Here is a 19778-nt window from a genome sequence, read left to right as displayed (position 1 = left end):
CTGCGACACGCGCTAATCACGATACGATACGCGCCGAGTCGAATGTCAATTTTGGATGAATCATTTCATCCCGGTCCAACTGAAAACCAAGGAGAATAAATGTCCCCCGAGACAGCAACCGTCGCCGAAGTGCTTTCCAGCCCCTGGAAAATCGACGGCCTGACAATCAAGAACCGCTTTGTGCTCAGTCCGATGGCCGTACTTCAGCCGACGAAGGACGGCCATCCCAGCGATCAGACCATCGCGTTCCTCACTACGCGGGCACGCGGCGGCGCAGGGCTGCTGATCATCGGTGGAGGCGTGGCCACCGAGCGCGGGAACCAAGAGGCACCGTTCCAGCCCCTGATGCGTTTCGACCGGGACGAGTTCATTCCAGGTCTGCGGCGCATGGTCGATGCCGTGCACGAGCACGATGCACCCATCTTCGCCCAGATCTTCCCGAGCTTCGGCGCCATGGGCGTGCCGGGCGAGGGCCGGCCCACTAGGGCCGCGAGCCCGAAGCCCGTCCGCATGGCCGCACCCCGCCTGCCGCACGGTTTCTACATTCCCGGCGGCCGAACGAACCCGACGCCGGAGGAGATCACCAAGGAGGAAATCCGCGAGGTCCAGGAGCAGGCCGTCGCCGCAGTGCGGCGTGCCAAGGCGGCCGGCTTCGACGGCATCGAGCTGGGCGCACACATGCGCTACCTCTATTCCTCCTTCCTCTCACCGCGCACCAACTGGAGGACGGACGAATACGGCGGCAACGCCGAAAACCGCGCCCGCATCCTCACGGACACGATTCGGGCGATCCGGGCCGAAGTCGGAACAGACTATCCGGTGGGCCTCAGGATGAGCACCAACGACCACCTTCCCGATGGCCAGGGACCCGAAGGGTTCGCCGAAGTTGCAGCGATCATTGAAAAGGAAGGCGTGGGATATATCGCCCTGAGCGATGCGAACTACGAGTCGATGGACAACAACGTCACCTCCCACTCAGGCGCCATTTTGGAGCACGGCGAGCCGCAAGCATTCCGCACCGCCATGCCCGAGGTCCCGTTGCTCCTCAGCAGCACCTTCGACCCGCAACAGTGTGCAGACGCCATCACCGCCGGGTTCGCGGACGCAATCATGCTGGCGCGGCAAATGCTGGCCGATCCGGAGTTCCCCAACAAGGTCCTCCAGGGACGACAGGATGAGATGCCATGCCCGAGGTCCCGTTGCTCCTCAGCAGCACCTTCGACCCGCAACAGTGTGCAGACGCCATCACCGCCGGGTTCGCGGACGCAATCATGCTGGCGCGGCAACCTTGGTACAAATACGTGTGTGCCCGGACTCCGACTTGGAGCCCGGGCACACACGCATGTCTTGCCGCCCCACATCGGCAGCTGTTCAAGAAGCCTCAGTCCGCCGGGCGCAGCGCCCTGCCCGTTCCGCGGTAGATGGCGACAGTCCGCTCCCCCGCCCGCACCACCACATCCACTATCATCCGGCGGCCCTCGTGAAAGGTCACTTCAGCGGAGGCGACCAGCTCCTCCGAGATGCAGGCTGGGGAAATGTAGGAGATGGAAGCCTCGGCGGTCGCGATTCCGGCGCCGAATGTGTTTGCGGCCATAGCGAACGCGGTGTCTGCCAGCGCGAAGACCAATCCACCGTGGGCAATCCCGTGCCCGTTGGCCATTTCGGGCGTGACCCGGAGGACGGCCGTGGCACGGCCCTCGCTGGCGCGCAACACCTGGATGCCGAGCCCGTCCAGGCTCCGGTCGGCGGCCAGCATCGAGCGGGCCGGGTCGGCAATGATCGCTGGCTGGTTCACGACAACCTCTCCACTACCATCGCCATGCCCTGGCCGCCGCCCACGCAGAGCGTCGCCAGGCCGAGCGATCCGTCCGTGGTTTGCAGTCCGTTGATGAGCGTTCCGACCAGCCGCACGCCGGTCGCACCGAAGGGGTGGCCCAAGGCGATCGCCCCGCCAAACGGGTTGACCCGCTCGGGATCTGCGCCCAGCTTCCGCACCACGGGAACCACTTGGGCGGCAAAGGCCTCGTTCAGCTCGACGATGTCGATGTCACCCATCGACAGGCCCAAACGATCCAGCAGCCGGCGGGATGCGTCCACCGGACCCAGTCCCATGATTTCCGGCGAGAGGCCGCTTGCGGCACTGCCCAGGATGCGGGCCAGCGGCTTCAACCCCAGTTCGCCCGCGCGCCGGGCGCTCATCACCACCAGGGCTGACGCGCCGTCGTTGAGCGGGCTGGCGTTGCCCGCGGTGACGGTTCCGGACTCGTGGAACACCGGCTTGAGGCTCGAGAGGGCCTCCAGAGTGGTGCCCGGACGCGGGCCGTCATCGGCGCGCACCACCGTGCCGGCAGCCGTGGCCACCGGCACGATCTCGCGCGCGAAGTACCCGGACTCGATCGCCCGTTCGGCCCGGCGCTGGGACTCCAGCGCCCATTCGTCCTGGTCGCGGCGCGTGGTGCCGGTTTGACGGGCCACGAACTCGGCGGTCTTGCCCATAGGGAGGTACACATCGGGCAGCTGCCCTTGATTCCGGGGGTCGACCCACGTCTGGCCGGATTGGAAGATGCCATCGGCACGCCGTGCCGTGTCCGCGAAGGCGGGGTGGGGTGATTCAACCGCGGGCGGTGTCGAGGTGGTCGATTCGACGCCCGCGACCAGGAACGCGTCCCCGTCGCCGGCCCGCACTGCCTGGGCAGCCATCGCGGTGGCCTGCAACGAGGAGGCGCAGAAGCGGTTCACTGTGACCGCGGGGACGCTGTCCATCCCTGCAAGCACCATGATGCGGCGGCCAATGTTGTCGCCCTGCGCGCCCTGCGGTACCGCGCAACCCACGTAGGCATCCGCAAACTCGGCGGAGTCAACCTGTGGAACGGCCGAGAGCGCTCCCCGGATGGCTGCCAGCGCGAGGTCTTCCGGTCGCTCACCGGCCAGCGATCCCTTGCGGGCACGGCCGATCGGTGTCCTGCGATAGGCGACGACGACCGCGTCATTCGGCGCGATGGCGGTTTTCATGATGATGTTTCCTCTCAGTGTGGACAGCTTCCCTAACGGGCTGGCTCCACGGGCAGGGACAGAACAGGGTCAGACTCCTCACATCTAACGTCGAATTAAATATATACGAACCGTATCGTATTGCACAGGCCGAAGCCTCACAGGCCCACACTGGACACAGGAAAGGGAAATCAGGGAGGCAAGGGGCGCCACGAGCATGTCGCAAAGATGCCTCAGGAGGCGCAGGAGATGACAGGCCGTCGCCGCCTACCGGAACCGACGCCGAAGACTTCTTGCGCACCCTCAAATAGGTGCCCGCCACTCAACGCGGGGGCCGGGCCGCTCCCCGGCCAAAGCCGACACCGGCATACTATTCGCCCAACATGCCGCGGGAACCCAAGGTTATAGGCTCAAGTTTTTAGTCACGGAGCCCATCGGGCCCATGGACTCGGACGGGAAACAGGTAGTACTTGGGGCCGCTACCCTGCAGCAAGCCCTTCAAGTGCGGTCTGCATGATGGCATCGGTGGCCTTGGCGTCAAGGGGACCAGACTGGAACAGCAGACGGAAGTACACGGGAGCATAGAGCAGCTCCGTGACGACCTGGGCGTCGAGATCCTTGCGCATCGACCCCTCGCTTATGGCCCGGTCAACCAGGGACGTAACAACCAGCGCGCGCGGGATCCAGAAATGTTTCTTGAATTCAGCCATCGCCGCCTCGTCGCCCTGGCACTCACCGATGAGTTGCGCCACGAGCCGGCCCTCATTGCCCGCGTAGACCTCCGCAAGTGAGGCCATGTGCTCACGAAGCGCGTCGATGGCAGGGACATCCTGGCGCACCGGAGTACGCGCGACATGGTTGTCCAGGAATGTATCGATAACCACGGCAACCTTGCTCGACCACCACCTGTAGATAGTGGTCTTGCTGACGCCGGCTTCACGGGCAATGCGCTCGATCGAGAGCTTTTGCACCGTAAATCCGTCAGGCCCCGAATTTTCGAGCAACTTCATGGTTGCTTCCAAAATGGCCCGACGACTTTCTTCGCTTCTGATTGCCATGGGTCAACCATACGTGCTTAGCCATCCAATACGAAACGTACACGATCACACCTGATGCTTCAATCTTCCGGGTATCGCGAGGTACTGGCGATGGGGGCCCGGCAAAAGCGTCAGCCTGTGTATATAGGAACAACAACGCCCCAAGTGGCCTGGCAGCAAAGGGTCTTCTGGGGCCACGAAACGGATTGCCACGGATTCCCACTCAGGCCCGCGACCTTCGGGCATTCTTCAGTAACCCACCGACGAGGTGACGTGGCATCTTTGCATGGAATTCTGACGCACCTTACACTCAGTACGAAACGGATCGAATCTTTAAGGGAGGTGCCGTGACTGCGTCTTCTGCCACGGAGGTCATGGAAGCCGGAGGTTCGGCCCTGGCGAGGGACTTGGCGGTCAGCTCGGGTTGTCGTGGGCTGTCGGGGCCTCCAATCGCCGGCAGCATCGGCGCCGCACGGAATCGACCCGGCGTTCCCGACGTCGATCCAGCCCGGGGCCGACGGCTACGCCCGCCCTTCCCTGCTCGGCATCTGCTCGCCTACACTGCAGATCTATCACGGAACCTTATCTGAGGTGGACCGGATGACTTCCGTACTCGATACCCGGTCGGTTCCTCCGGCCGAGCGCCGGGACTACTGGTCGGCGGGAATCGCCGAACGCTTCTTCCCGATGCAGGTCGAATCGTTCGGGGCGCCGTCATTCGAGGCCCGCTTGGCCGGTGGCCAGGTCGGGCCGGTCGGGGTCCGGTCCATCCAAGGACTTGCGCACCGGGTGGCACGCACGCAGCGGATGATTGCGACCGCCGATCCGGAGTGTATCTTGCTGTATCTGATGACCAGGGGCGCCGTACATATCGAACAGGAGGATCGCAGCTGCCTTCTTCGCCCCGGTGACATTGCGTGCCAGGATACGTCGCGGCCTTCCACTTTTGAGGGCCGGGAGGGTTTCGAGGTGGTCGTATTCAGCATTCCCAAGTGGTTCATCGGGGCGCAGGCCGAGGGCATCGCCCGGCGTTCCGCGACGCGGGTGGATTCGGGTCAGGGACGGCTCACTGGGCCGGGAACCCCGTTCCTCGTCCAGCTAGCCCGAACCACAACGAGCGGCGGCGGGCTCTTGAGCCCTGACGGGGAAGGCGCTGCAGAGATGCTGCTGCCCTTGCTTCGCAGCATGTACGGCGCGCAGGAGACTTCCGATCCGCGCTCCCGACCTGAGACACTGTTCGCTCGGATGCAGCGGTACGTGATGGACCACCTGCACGACCCGGAACTCGGGCCAGAGCGGATCGCGCAGGCCCACTACGTGTCCACGCGCTACGTCCACAAACTCTTTGCAGCCTCCGGCACCGGAGTGTCGGCCTGGATCCGCGAACGCCGGTTCGAGGGTGCCGTGAGCGAGTTGCGGCGGTCCCCTGAAACGACGATCGCGACGGTCGCGACGAGGTGGGGATACCGCCATCCGGCAAGCTTCAGCAGAGCCTTTCGCGAGGTCCACGGCTGTGCCCCGCGGGAAGCCAGGCATCTGGCGGAGCCTGCCGGGAAGAGGCGGGGTCTTCCCGGCACCTGCCCGTTGGGCAGGGCGGGGGCTCCCCGAAGATGCGCCATCACGCCTGCGGGAAACCGGCCTCCCGCATGCGGGTGCCCCAGATCCCGGACTTGCCCGGGGCGATGATCCCGTTCGGGTCGAGCGTGTCCTTGATCGTCTCGTTGAAGCGTCGCAGTGCGTGGTCGTTGAAGCCGAACTGGTCGGCCGCGAGATCCATGAAGGACAGGTGCGCCCGGTATTCGCCGTAGCCGCGCTTGCCGGCCTCGGCGACCATGCGCTTGGCAAGGGCGTACGCCTTGGCGACCTGCTCAGGGTTCTTCGTGTCGAAGGGGATCACGTTGATGAACGTGGTCGACCTGGCGTTGATCGGGAGCATGCCACCTAGGAAGTCAAGGCCGGCCTCGGCGCACATTTCGGCCATCAGCTTCTGCGCGGCGATCGCGTGCTGGGCCGTGAGCGGGATGACCGGCGAGAAGTCGACGTGGCCGCCCTCCTCGCCGCCTGACCATCCGGCCATCTTGTAGAGATCCTGACTCGGCACCCCAATCTGCACCCGCTCGTGCGGGTTGGGCAGCGTCTCCCAGGCGTCTGCCCCGTGCTTCTGGCCCATGATATCTACGCTCGGAATCTGCAGGAAGCGCGCCTTGAGCTTCTCGAAGTTGTGGTCGACGACCGGTTCGTCGCCGTAGAGGGCGAAGCGCATCATCCAGCGGCCCAGTCCCATCTCCTTGGCGATCTTGTCGATGATCTCCTCCGGCATCGGGCCCTCACCGGTGTACCACTCGGCGCGTGTGGTGAGCATCGAGGCCATGCACAGGGTGTTCGACAGCTGCGGGCGCATGTCGATGGTGCCGGCCAGCATGAGCTCGCGCAGCGCATCGACCACGGCGGGCGTCTGCGCCTCATCCCAGACGCGCAGCCACAGCGGCATGTATACCTCTGGCTTCGGCATCAGCCAGTAGCCCATCTTCGTGACAATGCCGTAGTTCGACTGCATGAACATCTCGGTCGACGTCGGACCGAGGCCGCGCTTGTACAGCGGCCAGGTCGGGTTGTTATCCATTGCACCCGAGCCGGTGCGCATGAGGTCGCCGTTCGGGAGCACCACCTCGAAGCCGCAATGTGAAGCTTGGTCGATCGAGTACGGCATGTAGGTGAGCCCGTGCTCGAGCGTGTTCGAGACGACGCCTCCCCAGCCGATGTCCACGATGGAGGCGACGAGGTTGTGTCCGCCGGCCTTAATCGCTTCGTGCAGGTCGTACCAGCTCACGCCAGGCTCCACTATCGCGTAGCCGAGCTCCTCGTTGATCTCCAGGACGCGGTTCATGTTCCGGAACGAGAGCATCACCGTGCCGCGCACCTGGGGCGCGGCTCCCCCGTAGCCGTTGTTCTTGCCGCGGCTGATGGGCCACAAAGGGATGCGATACTCGTTGGCGATCCGAACGACTGCCTGGACGTCCTCGGTACTCGTTGGGCTGACGACTGCGGACGGGAGATTCGTGGCGGAGCCGGGAACCTGGAAGGGATCCTGGAAATCTTCCAGCCACTCGGCGTCGCTTGCGACCTTGTCTTCGCCAATCGCGGCGGCGAACGCCGCGAGTGCCTTTTCGAGGTCGAACTCGGTGACGCCGGGTGGGAGCGGGCGCGTCGACGTATCGGGGGTGATACTCATCATTCATCATCTCCTTTGATGCGGTGTGTCGTGCGTAACACGTGCTGCTCATCCTGCGCCATCTGGTGCCGGGGTGGGGAGATTGCGGACCCATGGTGCAGTCCGTGCACAGAAGTGTGCACGAACTGCACCATCACACCGCTCCGGCCTCCGGTCCCCTGCGCGCTGTGGTTGCATGGGCTCACTACATCGGACGAGATGAATGGAGAAGGAACCATGGCTGGTGGTCGTCTGGAAGGAAAAGTCGTTCTGCTGACAGGCATCGGGGGCGGAATGGGCCGGGTTACCGCCCGGCTATTCGCCCGCGAGGGCGCCACTGTTGTCGGCTGTGACCTCGATGCCGACGGAGCAGCGGAGACGGTCCGCCTGGTGGAGGCCGACGGGGGCGCCATCGAATCAAGCGCCCCGTTGGACCTGGGCACCCGGGAAAACATCGATCGCTGGGTCGGCGGCGCGATCGAACGCCACGGCCGCATCGACGTGCTCTACAACAACGCCAGCATGCCGAAATTCGCGCCGTTCGCCCAGATGAGCGGCGAGGATTACCGGTCGACCATCCAGAACGAGCTGGACCTGGTGTGGCATGCCTGCCAAAGCGCCTGGCTGCACCTGGCCGCCGTCGGCGGTGCGATCGTGAACATCGGTTCGGGCGCCGGGATCCAGGGTGCCCGGGCCCTGCCGCAGGCCGCCCATGCTGCCGCGAAAGGGGCCGTCATCGCTCTGACTCGGCAGCTCGCCGCCGAGGGTGTCGCCGTCGGCGTTCGCGTCAATTGCGTGAGTCCTGGTGTCATGGCGACTCCGCCGGTACTCGCGATGTTCGAGGAATTCGGCGAGAACGCGCCTGTCGCCCCGATCATCGAGCGCACGATTGACGGCAAACCTGGGGAACCACTCGCCGTCGCGTATGCAGGCCTCTACCTCGCCTCCGAGGAGGCGAAATGGGTCACGGGATCCCACCTGGTCGTAGACGGCGGAGCCAGCGCGATGATGTAGGTCCGATCGAGACCGGCCTATGCGTCGCCACCTGGCCGTGGACCAACACCTACTGTGAACGCTGATGATTCCGCTGGCTACATCGATGTAAGACACTCCGGCATATCGCCTTCAGAGACTCTGTTGACTCGGGCCAAGGGGATCGTCGAAGACCTCACCCCGAACAATTCTGGAGGCATGGACCTCGCTCGTTCCTCACTAATCGTTCAGACACGGAGGGCAGGTGGTTTGACGCCGGAGCCGGGGGTGAAGGGATTCATTGCGGGTTCCATCAGCCCATAGGAGCCAAAGAATCACCGAGCATTCCAGTTTTCTCGAATACTCAATGATCTTCTGGCCTTGTTGCGCGGTTGGCTGCTTAACGGCCCGCCCTTGGTGACCGCCGCCAGCCGACGGTGAGCAACCAGCCATTCCTTCAGATAGCGGGTCGCGTCGGCGTTTTTCACGATGTTGTCCTCTTCGAAGGCGTCGATGGAGGCCACGATGGACGCGGCCGCGAGGGGATGGCCGGAGTAGGTCAGTCCGCCGGGGAACACGCGCTCGTCGAACGTTGCGGATATTTCTTCGGAGATGATGACACCGCCGACGGGAACGTAGCCTGCGTTGACGCCCTTGGCGAAGGTGATCAGGTCCGGCCGGACTTTGTAGGCGTCGAGGGCGAACCAGTCGCCGGCGCGGCCGAACCCTGCCATGACTTCATCCGGGATCAGCATGATGCTGCGCTGGTCGCAGAGGGCCCGATACTCCTGAAAGTGTCGTCAGGGGCAATCTAGAGGGCCGAGTCCTCCTGATGGTGTCGTGGGCCCATTGAGGAGGGCCTGATCCAGTAATGGTTGACTGGATCAGGCTTTCCTTTTCAAGTCATCTTGGTCGCGCCTGGACTTCCGCCATTGGCGCGCTGTGGGTGAAATACGATTAGGCCATGGTTACCAGTGTTGATGTGGCCCGGCATCTTGGATTGTCGCAGTCGACGGTTTCACGTGCTTTGCGGGGGGATCCGGCTGTCGCGCCTTCTACCAAGGAGCGGGTTTTGTCCGGGGCGCGGGAACTAGGCTATGTACCGGATGCAGCGGCCCGCATGATGGTGACCCGGCGGACGCACGCGGTGGGCATTGTGGTCGCGGATCTGACCAGCCCGATCTACCCGGTCATTGTGGAGTCGTTGCAGAATCGGTTGCTGGAGCGTGGTTACCGGATGGTGCTGATTCGGGACCCGGATATTTCGCCGGATCCTGAGGCTGTTGATGTGCTCGACCGTGCGACGGTTGACGGGATGATCTTCGTGTCGGCGAGGGAGGGTTCTGCCGCGGTCCGGCGGGTCCTTGACCGCGGGACGCCGGTGGTGCTGTTGAGCCGTGATGATGTCAGCGTCGATGTCGAGGCGGTCCTGGCGGATGACAGGGGCGCGGGTGAGCTGGTGATTTCCCATCTGCAGGGTCTGGGGCACACGAGAATCGGCGTGCTGTCCACTTTGCGTGACCGGTCCAATGGCCGTGACCGCGAGGATGGTGTCCGCGCTGCGATGGAGCGCCGCAGCATCCCGGTACGCGAGGACTGGATTCAGCACCTCCGCCTGACGCACGAGGACGGGGTGCGGGCGGCCCTGGAGATGCTTGATCGCCAGGACAGGCCTACGGCACTGTTTTGCGTGACGGATGCTTTTGCGTTTGCTGCGTTGGACGCTGCAACCCAGTTGGGCCTTCGGGTTCCGGAGGAGCTGTCGATTGTGGGATTTGATGACTCCGGGCCATCCCGCTGGGCTTTTGTGAACCTGACCACGGTGCACCAGCCCATTGCGGAGATGTCGTACGAGGCGGTCGACCGCCTGGCCGGGAGAATCGAGGGCGGGCCTCCCAGCCAGACGCGGAAGCCCGTATTTCCGGTCAGGCTGGAAATACGGGGGACGACCGCGCCGCCTCCTCAGGCGGTATTGCGGCCGCCGCTCAGGTCGAGCGTCTGACCGGTCACGTAGCTCGCTTCGGTCGAGAGCAGCCACGTGGCCAGGGCGGAGAATTCCTCGGGCAGTCCGACCCTGCCCATGGGGACTTTGGCGAGCAGCTGGGCGTTCCGTTCCGGGCTGAGGTCTTCAAGGAGCCGGGTCTTCATCATGGACGGTGCGATGGAGTTGACCGTAACCCCGAAAGGCGCGACTTCCTTTGCTGCCGTTTTGACCAGGGCCACGAGTCCGGCCTTGGACGCTGAGTAGGCGGCCTGGTGCGGGTTCCCTTCACGGGCGGAAATTGAGGACAGGATGGCCACCCGGCCGTATCCCTGCTGTGTGAGGGCGGGGAGGAGGCTCGCCAGGCCGTGCAGGCAGCCGTCCAGATTCACGCTCAGGGTCCTAGCCCATCCGTCGGCGGGCATTTCGGTCACCGCGACCTCGGGGCCCTGGATTCCGTGGGCGAACAGCGCCCCGTCGATCCGGCCGTACCGCTGCAGTACTGTCTGGACGGTGCGGTCCCAATCGGTCCTTCTGGTGACGTTCAGTGCCATGCAGTTGGCGGGGCTGCTTCCGTCGCCGAGCCCGCCGTCGGCGACGTCGGTGCAGACGACAGTGGCGCCTTCGCGTGTGAGCCGGTCCGCGGTGTCGGATCCGAGCCCGCCGGCGGCGCCGGTGACCAGGATGACCTGATCCCGGAAACGGCCGGGCCAATAGATCTCGGCGCTGGCGGTTCGGGGCCGCGGGGTGCTGCCTGCGGCTGCCCCCGGTGTTGTCACGTCGGTGAGTTCGCTCATGATGTTCTCTCCATTTCAGTTTTCAGGGGTGAGCCGATCAGAATCCCGGTTGCGGTGTGGATGTGTTTGAGGTGTGCGGCTGTGCCGCCGGTCTCGACGGCCCAGACGTCAGGGACTTCGACGCTGATGGGCGCGTCAGGCAGTGCCGCCAGGATCTCCCGGAGAGGGAACACTCCCTCCCCGGGGGCCAGCCGCTTCGCACGCGACTCGATCTGCCGCGCGGATCCGTTCACGTCCTGTCCCAGCGGCATGCAGTGCGGGACCGGCAGTGCCGGGGTTTCGGCCGGGCCGTCACAGAGCTGGATGACTGTGACCGCGCCGGAAGGCAGGGCTTTCAGGTCTTCAATTTGGCTGCCCGCCCGCACGAAATGGAGCGCGTCCAGCATGATGCCGCACCCCGTCCGGTCGACCAGCAGGCCGGCAGCGGGTACGGAATCCAGCGGCTGATAGGAGATCGGCTCGATGGACGGACGGATTCCGTACTGGGCGGCATCGTCAACCAGAGCCGCAAGGCTGTCCGTCAGCCGGGCGCGGTCCGGATCACCGCCGATGACGTTGAGAACGCTCGCGCCGAGGGCCGCTCCTGCCTCCAGGACCGGTTCCCATTCCTCGCGGCCGCGGTGTCCGTCCAGGGTAAATACTTCAATGTCGCGGACTGAGAGGCCCGTACCGGCCAGGCGTTCGATGGTCTGCGCGGACATGAACGAACCGGCAGCCATCGGGTACTGAGTTTCACCCCGGGTGGCCGGGTGAACCCGGACCCCGACCGAGGTGAAGCCCGCATCTGCCGCTGCCTCCACCAGGTCCGGCGGACTCAAATGCAGCGCCGACAAGTGCGCCAGACCAATCGTTCTATTCATAACTTCCATCCTGCTCGCTAAGTGTTGACTGCCATCAAGCGGTGTGCGTATGATCTAAATCACTAAATGACTACGTAGTCATTAAAGCACTCAATCCGCTCGCCCGCAAAGGTGCAGCCGAGCAAACAGAAAGGTTGCGGTGAACCGCAATGCCTAGTTCCCACACTTCGAGCACCGGGGGTACCACCATGGGCGCCCTGAACCACCCACCCGTCGTCTTCAGTGCCAGGGCAGGACGGCGGGCAGCGCTGGCCAGCACCGTTGGCGCCGTCGTCGACTGGTATGACTTCTTCCTCTACGGCACCGCTGCCGCCGTCGTGTTCGGGCCGTTGTTTTTCCCCTCGGACAACCAGGTCGCCGGGCTGCTGGCCTCCATGGGTTCGTTCGCCGTCGGCTTCCTGTTCCGCCCCATCGGCGGGGCCATCTTCGGCCACTTCGGCGACAAGTACGGCCGCCGCACCATGCTCTTCATCACCGTCATCATGATGGGACTGGCCAGCACCGCCATCGGGTTGCTCCCCACCTACGCCGCGATCGGCGTCGCCGCACCCCTCCTGCTCGTGACCCTGCGGGCCATCCAAGGCATCGCCGTCGGCGGCGAATGGGGCGGCGCGGCCCTGATGGCAGTAGAAAACGCGCCGGCAGGCAAACGCAACTTCCTCGCCACCGGCGTGCAGATCGGCTCCTTCGTCGGACTGCTGCTCGGCACCGCAGCGTTCTCCCTGGTCACCGCCCTGACCACCCCGGAACAGTTCCTCGCCTGGGGCTGGCGSCTSCCGTTCCTGATCAGCATCCTCTTCGCCCTKRTCGGMCTCTGGATCCGKGCCGGCGTRCCCGAGTCRGCRSAGTTCACCGCCGYCAAGGAAGAACACAAGGCCGCGCGCGCACCGTTGGCCGAAGCGCTGCGGACCAGCCCCAAGCAGATCCTCGCTGTGATCGGCATGCGGATGGTGGACCAGAGCACCTTCTACATGGGCTTCACCTTCTCCCTGGCCTACGTCAAGAACTTCACCCACACCCCTACCTCCACGGTCCTGACCGCTTCGATGGTCGCCATGGTCCTGGCCATCCCCTTCCTGGCACTCTGGGGACGCCTCGCGGACAGGTACGGCCGGAAGTGGTTCTACATCATCGGCCCGCTCGCCGCGGCCCTTTCAGCCGCGCCGTTCTTCGCGGCGCTGGAAAGCGGTGAACTGATCCCGATGATCCTGGGCTTCGTCGTCCTGATCAATCTCGGGCACAACATCTCCACCTGCGTTCAGCAGACCTGGTTCACCGACATGTTCGACGTCCGGATCCGCTACAGCGGCGCAGGATTTGCCTATGCACTGGCCGGGGCCGTGGGCGGCTTCATCCCGCTGATCGCCACCGCCCTCATGGCCAGCAGCGGCAGCTGGGCCCCTGCCGCGGCACTGCTTGCCGGGCTGTGCCTGATAGCCCTGGTGTCCAGCCTTTGGTCCTATAAGTGGGCCAACAAGGAACACCGCTAAACCCACCCAAGAAGCAGGACGCGCCCAAACCAGCGGCGAAGCGAAGACGAGTGTGCGGCAACCGGCAACCGGGACGCCAGTTGCTACGCATTCACCCCCTGCACACAAAACACAGACCACAGATACAGCCAACAATTAAGGCCAGAGCCGAGTGAACACCACAGAATCCGATGACCTGACCACAGCCCCCGCCAAGACCCTGGACTGCGACGTCCTCGTCATAGGCTCCGGCGCGGGCGGGCTTTCCGCAGCGGTCACGGCCGCCTACCACGGCCTGAAAGTCATCGTCGTGGAGAAGGCCCCGGTCTGCGGGGGCGCCACGTCCTGGTCCGGCGGCTGGGCCTGGACCCCGGCAAATCCGTTGGCGAAAGCTGCCGGCGTCAGCGAGGACCGGGAAGCCATCCGCACCTACCTGCGCCACCGCCTCGGCCCGGACTACCAGACCGAGAAGGTCGAAGCATTTCTTGAGGCCGTGCCGCACATGGTGGGCTTCTTCGAGAACAAAACCAGCCTGCAGTTCACCCCAGGCGAGAATATCAAGGACATCTACGGCCAAACACCGGGAGCCGGAACCGGCCACCGCTCGGTCGGGCCCAAGCCCATCAACGCCCGCAGCATCAAACCCGAAGTACGCGCCAAGATGCGCCACCAGCTCTATGAGACCTCGTTTCTGGGCATGGGCATCATGGCCGGCCCCGACCTCACCAAATTCCTTTCAGCGTCACAGGGCCGCATCATCGGCCTGTTCCACGCCGCACGCCGCTTCACCCCGCACGTCTGGGATCTTCTGGTCCACCGCAGGAACATGCAACTGGTCAACGGAACCGCCCTGACCGGCCGGCTGATGAAGTCCGCCGACGACCTCGGCGTCCACATCCGCGTCTCCACACCCGTTACCCGCCTGCTGACCGACGGCACCGGGCGGGTATCCGGCGCCCTCGTCGATTCCCCCGAAGGCACACTGGCCATCAAAGCAGCCCGCGGCGTGGTGCTGGCAACCGGCGGATTCCCCCACGATATTCAACGACGCAAAGAACTGTTCCCCAAAACCCCTACCGGCCGCGAGCATTGGACGCTGGCGCCGGCTGAAGCCAACGGCGACGGCATCTCGCTGGGCCAGTCCGTCGGCGCCCGGTTCAAAACCAATGTGAAGTCAGCCGCTGCATGGTGCCCGGTCTCGCTCGTGCCCTACCGCAACGGCCGGACGGGCACATTCCCACACATCATGGACCGCGCCAAGCCCGGCTCCATCGGAGTAAGGGCCAACGGCAAACGGTTCGTCAACGAGGCCAACGGCTACTACGACTACATCACCGCACTGATCGACGCCACGCCCGAGGGCGAGGCGGTGCAGTCCTGGCAGATCGCCGACACCCGGTTCGTCCGCAAGTACCCACTGGGCATGGCCAAACCGCTGCCCGTGCCGCTGTTTCCCTACCTGCGCTCGGGCTACCTGAAGAAGGGCCGCACGATTGAAGAACTCGCCACCAAATCCGGGATCGACCCAGTCGCCCTGCGGCACACCGTGGAGCGCTTCAACGAACACGCCCGCCAAGGCGTGGACCCGGACTACGGGAGAGGGGACACCGAATTCAACCGCTACGGCGGCGATCCGAACGTGGGTCCCAACCCATCCCTGGCACCCCTTGAAAAAGGCCCCTACTATGCGGTCAAGGTAGTGCCAGGAAGCTTCGGTACCTTCGCCGGCCTCGACGCGGACGGCCGCGCCCGCGTCCTGAACAACGACGGCGAAGCCATCCCGGGGCTGTATGTAGCCGGCAACGATCACGCATCGGTCATGGGCGGCCACTACCCTGCCGGCGGCATCAACCTGGGACCCGCACTGACATTCGGCTACATCGCCGGCCGCGATCTGGCCGGGGCCACCGACTATGAAGACGACCCCGCGCCAATGGCACAAGCAATCCAGAAAAAACAGGACGCCACAGCCCGGCAGCCTTCCGCATACCAGCGATAACGAGCACCTCATGGCGCCCCGGCGCGGCCCAACGCCGGAAGACGGCGGGCTCCCCAAACGCGGTTCCACAGGGAGGGCGTCGGCCCTCCCCAATGACGATGTGACCTGCTGAACCACTGAGGCATCGCACCATCAGTGGCAGCGCAAGGCGAAGATTCGTCGGTTACGAGTGCACCCTTACGGAATCTTCATTATCGGAGTTAAAAACACGGGAGTGGAAGTAGGCGCTAGAACTCCCCTTCCGTGATGACCAGTTCAGTGTTTCCACATATACATACGGCATCACTTCGACGTGAGGGGAACTGGATCTACAGCTACCCGACTGCCGGCCTGATTGTGTCAAGTATTTCTGGCCCCGGGCGAGCAACTGAAACTGGCCCCAACCGGTGACGATCGTGACGGTAACAGCGCATTTAGGTGTTCTAGATAATGCACTCAAAGTGCAGTATGATGCACTTGTGGATGAGAGTACAACGAGCTTGGCGCTGGCAATCGGCGCCCGGGTTAAGCAGGAGAGGCAGTCGCGGGGCTGGACGCTTGATCAGCTTGCGGAGTCTGCAGGGGTAAGCCGCAGGATGGTCATCAACGTGGAGCAGGGTGCCGCGAATCCCAGCGTGGGAACTCTGCTGAGGATCAGCGACGCGCTGGGTGTGGGGCTGCCGGCGTTGGTCGAGCCACCTCGCCCGAAGCCGGTGAAGGTCACGCGCAGTGGTGAGGGCGCTGCTTTGTGGAATGGTGAGTCCGGCGGGCGCGGGGTGTTGGTGGCCGGCACCGAACCGCCGGACGTGGTTGAACTGTGGGACTGGACGCTGGGTCCCGGCGACCGTCACGTAAGCGAGGCCCACACATCGGGCACCAAGGAGCTCCTGCAGGTCCAGCAGGGCACGGTCACGGTGGAGGTCGCAGGTCAATTGCTCACCCTCGATGAGGCCGATGCGGTGACATTCCCGGGCGACGTGGCACACTCTTACGCCAATCCGGGCACGGAGCCGGCGAGGTTCTCCCTGGCCGTCTTCGAGCCGGGCGTGGGGACGGGACACCGGCCGGAGGCGTCCGATGCCTGAGTCGGGCATGCTTCAGGAATTTCTCGACGGCGGCCATGTTGACGCCACCGTGTTCGCGCTGCGGCCCGACTACCGGGCGTTGCTGCTGGCCGTTGACGGACTCGTCCCTGGCCCGAGTGACCAGGCCGGTGAGGAGATGCTCCAGGCGGCGGAATCCGCAGCCCGGGAGCTGCTCAACGGCCGGCCGGTTGAGCAGCTCCCGCACGTGGCTGCGTGGCGCGAGGCTTATCAGGGCTTCGGCGCCAAACCGAACCGCACGCGCAACTCCCTGGAGGCGCTCCTGCGCCGGGCGGTGTCCGGGTTGCCCCGGGTGAACCGTCTCACCGATCTCTATAATGCGGTTTCGGTGCTCCACCAGGTCCCGCTGGGTGGGGAGGATCTGACCCGCTACAGCGGTGCGCCGCGGCTGGTTCGAGCCACCGGCAAGGAGCCCTTTGATACCGCCGCCGACGGCGCCGCGGTGATCGAGCACCCGGAATCCGGCGAGGTGGTGTGGTGCGACGATGCCGGGGTGACCTGCCGGCGCTGGAACTGGCGCCAGGCACGCCGCACCCAGCTCGGCGAGGAGACCACCGCCGCACTGTTCATCCTCGACGCGCTCGAACCCATGACCGATGAGGCGCTCCACACCGCAGCCGAGGACCTGGTCTCCCGGCTGACCCTACTGGGTCCCGACGTCCGCGTCGCCCGCCGCCTGATCCCCGCCGGCACGATGACCAATGGAGATGCTCAATGAAGGAGACTGACATGCCCTTCCACTCCCGGACACGCGCGATCGCTGACCGGCCGGCCCGAAAGGGCCAGCCGTGAGCCAGCGCGTCCCCAAGAATGTTCCCGTTCCGCCGTGGGGGCTGGCCGTGGCGGCCATGCTCTCGGTCCAGCTGAGCTCGGCCCTGTCAGTGGATCTGATTGCGGCGGTGGGGCCGGCCGGAACCGCCTGGCTCAGACTCAGCGTGGGAGCACTCATCTTCCTCGCCATCGCCCGACCCCCATTGCGCACACTGCGCCGCCCCGACATCCCCGTGCTCCTGGGGCTGGGCGCCGCCACCGGACTGATGACCATCGCCTTCCTCGCCTCCATCGAACGCATCCCGCTCGGCACCGCCGTCGCGATCGAGTTCCTCGGTCCGCTGACTGTCGCCGCGGTGCGAACCCACAGCGCACGGTCGCTTATCTGGCCAGCCCTGGCGCTGCTGGGCGTCGTCCTTCTGACCGAACCCTGGGCTGGTGAGATCAACCTCGCCGGTATCGGGTTGGCAGGGCTCGCGGCCGTCGGGTGGGCCGTCTACATTGTGCTCACCCAACGGATCGGCGACCGCTTCACGGGCATCGGTGCGCTTTCACTCACCGTTCCCGTCGCCGCTGCCACGGCAGCGGTCGTCGGCATCCCGCAGTCCGCCGGACACCTTAACCTCGGGATCCTCGCAGCCGCCTTCGGACTGGCCCTTCTGATGCCGGTGCTGCCAATGGCGCTCGAGATGCTCGCCCTGCGCAGGATGACGCCCACCGCGTTCGGCACCCTGATGGCCCTCGAACCCGCCATCGGCGTGCTCCTCGGGCTGCTCGTGCTGCACCAGCAGCCCTCGCTAGTCCAATTCGGTGGCATCACGCTCGTCGTTCTCGCCGGCGCCGCCGCGCAACGCGGTGGCCAACGGCAACCGCGCTCCCACGAACACGCCAGCACCGACCCCGACCTCATCAGCCAAGGACCGAGGTAGGCGACAATCCTCCAAATAGGGGGTCCGCCAGACTGTCGCTACGCGGGAATTCCCTGCTGACAGGGCCCCGCAGCTCAGCCCGCCCAGGCATCGGCAGCTGCCTCAGATTTTTGCTTCCCTGTTATTCAGACCTAAGGAGTTATCACCATGTTCACCGGCTTGAGTGCCTTCCCCCTGACCCCTCTGGCAGATGATGCTGTTGACGAGCCCGCCTTCGTTCGCCTGATCGAACGGCTTTCGGAGGCGAAGGTTGACTCCATTACCGCGCTCGGATCCACGGGCTCCTACGCGTATCTGAGCGGCGAGGAACGGAGCCGTGTGGCCCGCCTTGCCGTCGAGCACGCCGGCGCGACACCGGTGTTCATTGGTGTTGGGGCCTTGCGGACCTCACACGTCCTCGCGAACGCTGAAATGGCAGAGCAGGCGGGGGCTTCCGCACTCCTGCTTGCGCCCATGACCTATCAGTCCCTCACCGAAGATGACGTGTTCGAACTCTTCCGGACCGTCACCGCGAACTCGTCGCTGCCCGTGATCGTCTATGACAACCCGGGCACCACCCATTTCACCTTCACGACCGAGCTTTACCGACGCATCGCGGAACTGACCGGAATCGCCTCCATCAAAATCCCCGGCGTGCCGGCCGATCCGGAGCAGGCACAGGCGCGGGTTCAGGAAATCCGCGCCGCCGTCCCGGCGCACGTGACCATCGGAGTTTCCGGTGACGCAAAGGCCGCCGCCGGACTGGCCGCCGGGTGCGATGCCTGGTACTCCGTCATCGGCGGCACCGTGCCCGCCCTGGCGCTGCGGATCACCCGGGCCGCCCTGGAAGGGCGGGTCTCAGACGCGACCGCTGAGTCCGAACGGCTTGCACCGTTGTGGGAGTCGTTCGCCGAGTTTGGCGGGAGTATCCGGGTCGTTGCGGCCATAGCGGAACAGCTGGGACTGGCATCACCATCGTGCCTGCCGCTTCCCCTCCAGGGATTGACCGCGAAGCAGCGTGCCCATGTTGGCAGGATTGTCGATGAGCTCGGGCTTATCCCGTAGCGCCGGCCTCGACGTTTCACGCGGGAAGTACCGCCGGGGCGGGGCGCTGGCGCGCTACGTCTTCGCCGCGACGCTGGTGCGAAGCGCAGACGGCGGCGCAGTGGTCGCCATCGTGCTGCTCGCGCACGCCTGCGGGATGCCGGGCTGGCTGGCCGGCATCCTGGGAGCATCAATCACCGCACCCCACATGCTCGGCCCCTTCATCGCCCGACGCCTCGATACAGCCCGTGACGGACGCAAGGTCATCGCGTGCTCCGCAGTCCTCCACGGGGTGCTGCTCGGTGCTGCTGCACTGCTCCTGCCCGTCGCCTGGCCGATCTGGCCAGCCATGCTGCTCTTCGTCTCCGGCATCTTCGGGCCGATGCTCACCGGCGGGATCAGCAGCCGCCTGCCCTCCATCGCCGGCCCCGGGCAGCGCAGCCAACGCAGAGCACAAAGCTGGGACGTCGCAAGCTACGGACTCAGCGGCACCCTCGGCCCGGCAGCAGTGGCATGGATCGCGGCAGCATCCGACGCACTCACCGCGACACTGGTTCTGGCCGGAGCCGCCGTCGTTGGTGCTGGAGCCGTCCTCGCACTCCCCAAGCAAGAGCCGCCCGACAAGGCCGTTGAGGTGCCAGGCCGTTGAGGTGCCA

Annotated in this window: 16 protein-coding genes and 2 pseudogenes; 11 read left to right on the top strand and 7 right to left on the bottom strand. The window is 65.1% G+C overall.

Translation table 11 applies throughout. From position 1 onward, the window contains the following. Positions 1-99 precede the first annotated feature (99 nt). A pseudogene (locus AC1D0A_RS20835) lies at positions 100-1119 on the top strand (oxidoreductase); the annotation flags it as partial. A 262-nt stretch (positions 1120-1381) separates the two neighbouring features. Here the strand turns inward: AC1D0A_RS20835 and AC1D0A_RS20830 are convergent. From AC1D0A_RS20830 to AC1D0A_RS20820, 3 genes are all read right to left on the bottom strand, one after another. Then, complete coding sequence (locus tag AC1D0A_RS20830; protein WP_476946717.1) at positions 1382-1795, bottom strand: PaaI family thioesterase; 414 nt, start codon at positions 1793-1795, stop codon at positions 1382-1384. Further along, on the bottom strand, positions 1792-3012 hold the full coding sequence (locus AC1D0A_RS20825) for an acetyl-CoA C-acyltransferase (RefSeq protein WP_476946716.1): 1221 nt from the start codon (positions 3010-3012) through the stop codon (positions 1792-1794). The genes AC1D0A_RS20830 and AC1D0A_RS20825 overlap by 4 nt, the downstream gene beginning before the upstream one ends. Before the next feature lie 458 nt (positions 3013-3470). Then, positions 3471-4049 carry a TetR/AcrR family transcriptional regulator gene (locus AC1D0A_RS20820; protein ID WP_476946715.1) on the bottom strand — a complete coding sequence of 193 codons (579 nt, stop codon included), beginning with the start codon at positions 4047-4049 and terminating at the stop codon, positions 3471-3473. A gap of 579 nt (positions 4050-4628) precedes the next feature. Between AC1D0A_RS20820 and AC1D0A_RS20815 the strand changes: the two genes are divergently transcribed. Then, positions 4629-5714 (top strand): helix-turn-helix domain-containing protein, encoded by a 1086-nt coding sequence (locus AC1D0A_RS20815; RefSeq protein WP_476946714.1) that lies wholly within the window; start codon positions 4629-4631, stop codon positions 5712-5714. On the opposite strand, the gene AC1D0A_RS20810 is transcribed toward AC1D0A_RS20815, so the two are convergent. After that, positions 5647-7263 (bottom strand): FAD-binding oxidoreductase, encoded by a 1617-nt coding sequence (locus AC1D0A_RS20810; RefSeq protein ID WP_476946713.1) that lies wholly within the window; start codon positions 7261-7263, stop codon positions 5647-5649. The two genes, AC1D0A_RS20815 and AC1D0A_RS20810, sit on opposite strands and share 68 nt — an antisense overlap. A gap of 213 nt (positions 7264-7476) precedes the next feature. Between AC1D0A_RS20810 and AC1D0A_RS20805 the strand changes: the two genes are divergently transcribed. After that, positions 7477-8253 carry an SDR family NAD(P)-dependent oxidoreductase gene (locus AC1D0A_RS20805; RefSeq protein WP_476946712.1) on the top strand — a complete coding sequence of 259 codons (777 nt, stop codon included), beginning with the start codon at positions 7477-7479 and terminating at the stop codon, positions 8251-8253. A 344-nt stretch (positions 8254-8597) separates the two neighbouring features. Here AC1D0A_RS20805 and AC1D0A_RS20800 read toward each other — a convergent pair. Then, a pseudogene (locus AC1D0A_RS20800) lies at positions 8598-8993 on the bottom strand (aminotransferase class III-fold pyridoxal phosphate-dependent enzyme); the annotation flags it as partial. Positions 8994-9175: 182 nt separating this feature from the next. Between AC1D0A_RS20800 and AC1D0A_RS20795 the strand changes: the two are divergent. Beyond that, complete coding sequence (locus tag AC1D0A_RS20795; protein WP_476868212.1) at positions 9176-10213, top strand: LacI family DNA-binding transcriptional regulator; 1038 nt, start codon at positions 9176-9178, stop codon at positions 10211-10213. On the opposite strand, the gene AC1D0A_RS20790 is transcribed toward AC1D0A_RS20795, so the two are convergent. Beyond that, positions 10174-10989, bottom strand: coding sequence for an SDR family NAD(P)-dependent oxidoreductase (locus AC1D0A_RS20790; protein WP_476946711.1), 816 nt, complete (start codon positions 10987-10989; stop codon positions 10174-10176). The genes AC1D0A_RS20795 and AC1D0A_RS20790 overlap by 40 nt on opposite strands. Then, a complete protein-coding gene (locus AC1D0A_RS20785; protein WP_476946710.1) occupies positions 10986-11849 on the bottom strand; it encodes a sugar phosphate isomerase/epimerase family protein in 864 nt (287 codons plus the stop codon). Before AC1D0A_RS20785 ends, AC1D0A_RS20790 begins: the two co-directional genes overlap by 4 nt. 149 nt (positions 11850-11998) lie before the next feature. Between AC1D0A_RS20785 and AC1D0A_RS20780 the strand changes: the two genes are divergently transcribed. The 7 genes from AC1D0A_RS20780 (at position 11999) to AC1D0A_RS20750 (ending at position 19771) form a co-directional block, all read left to right on the top strand. After that, positions 11999-13339, top strand: coding sequence for an MFS transporter (locus tag AC1D0A_RS20780; RefSeq protein ID WP_476946709.1), 1341 nt, complete (start codon positions 11999-12001; stop codon positions 13337-13339). A gap of 151 nt (positions 13340-13490) precedes the next feature. Further along, a complete protein-coding gene (locus AC1D0A_RS20775) occupies positions 13491-15317 on the top strand; it encodes an FAD-dependent oxidoreductase (protein WP_476868208.1) in 1827 nt (608 codons plus the stop codon). Positions 15318-15775: 458 nt separating this feature from the next. Further along, positions 15776-16381: a helix-turn-helix domain-containing protein gene (locus AC1D0A_RS20770; RefSeq protein ID WP_476946708.1), complete on the top strand. Its 606-nt coding sequence runs from the start codon at positions 15776-15778 to the stop codon at positions 16379-16381. Next, positions 16374-17117 (top strand): B3/B4 domain-containing protein, encoded by a 744-nt coding sequence (locus tag AC1D0A_RS20765; protein ID WP_476946707.1) that lies wholly within the window; start codon positions 16374-16376, stop codon positions 17115-17117. Before AC1D0A_RS20770 ends, AC1D0A_RS20765 begins: the two co-directional genes overlap by 8 nt. A 130-nt stretch (positions 17118-17247) precedes the next feature. Further along, positions 17248-18099 carry an EamA family transporter gene (locus AC1D0A_RS20760; protein WP_476946740.1) on the top strand — a complete coding sequence of 284 codons (852 nt, stop codon included), beginning with the start codon at positions 17248-17250 and terminating at the stop codon, positions 18097-18099. Between the two features lie 147 nt (positions 18100-18246). Further along, a complete protein-coding gene (locus tag AC1D0A_RS20755) occupies positions 18247-19143 on the top strand; it encodes a dihydrodipicolinate synthase family protein (RefSeq protein ID WP_476946706.1) in 897 nt (298 codons plus the stop codon). Continuing rightward, the gene (locus AC1D0A_RS20750) at positions 19121-19771 is read left to right on the top strand and encodes a hypothetical protein (protein WP_476946705.1); all 651 of its coding nucleotides are present in this window, start codon (positions 19121-19123) and stop codon (positions 19769-19771) included. The genes AC1D0A_RS20755 and AC1D0A_RS20750 overlap by 23 nt, the downstream gene beginning before the upstream one ends. Positions 19772-19778 lie beyond the last annotated feature (7 nt).

Source organism: Arthrobacter sp. P1_D4 (genome assembly GCF_056406115.1).
This window is presented reverse-complemented; position numbering and strand designations above follow the sequence as displayed.